The following is a 750-nucleotide window of genomic DNA, read 5'->3' as shown; positions in this document are numbered from 1 at the left end:
GACCAACCCCGAGCACCGCGCGCATGCGGAGGAAATCTGGAAATTGCCGCATGGCCTGCTGCCGGARAAGCCRGGCTAYCACGCGGTCGAGCAGGACCGGATGCTSAAGGACGGCAAGCTGAATTTCTAYTGGRTSCAGGTCAACAACAACSTSCAGGCSGCGCCGAATGACAGTCAGGAGACCTATCCTGGCTACCGCAATCCCGACAATTTCATTGTCGTGTCCGATGCCTATCCGACGGTGACGGCGATGAGCGCCGATTTGATCCTGCCGGCAGCCATGTGGGTCGAGAAGGAAGGTGCCTACGGCAACGCCGAACGCCGAACGCACGTCTGGCACCAATTGGTGCAGGCCAAGGGCGAGGCGCGCTCCGATCTCTGGCAGTTGGTCGAATTTTCCAAGCGCTTTACGACCGACGATGTTTGGCCCGCGGAAATCCTCGACAGTAGCCCAGAGTACCGGGGCAAGACGCTTTTTGACGTGCTCTTCCGAAACGGCAATGTCGACAAATTTCCGGTCAGCGAGGTCGACCCGGACTACGATAACAACGAAGCCAGGGATTTCGGGTTCTATCTGCAGAAGGGGTTGTTCGAGGAGTACGCCACATTTGGGCGCGGACACGGACACGATCTGGCGCCCTATGACCGCTACCACGAAGAAAGGGGCCTGCGCTGGCCCGTGGTAGATGGCAAGGAGACTAAATGGCGTTACCGCGAGGGCTACGATCCTTACGTCAAGCCGGGCGAGGG

At 59.3% G+C, this 750-nt stretch carries 1 protein-coding gene; it reads left to right on the top strand.

Annotated features, from left to right (window positions below; all coding sequences use genetic code 11):
* The coding region (locus ACXJ7R_RS35160; RefSeq protein ID WP_457155807.1) for a molybdopterin-dependent oxidoreductase at positions 1-750 on the top strand (750 nt) is incomplete at both ends.

It is taken from the genome of Mesorhizobium sp. P5_C1, from assembly GCF_054049815.1.
This window is presented reverse-complemented; position numbering and strand designations above follow the sequence as displayed.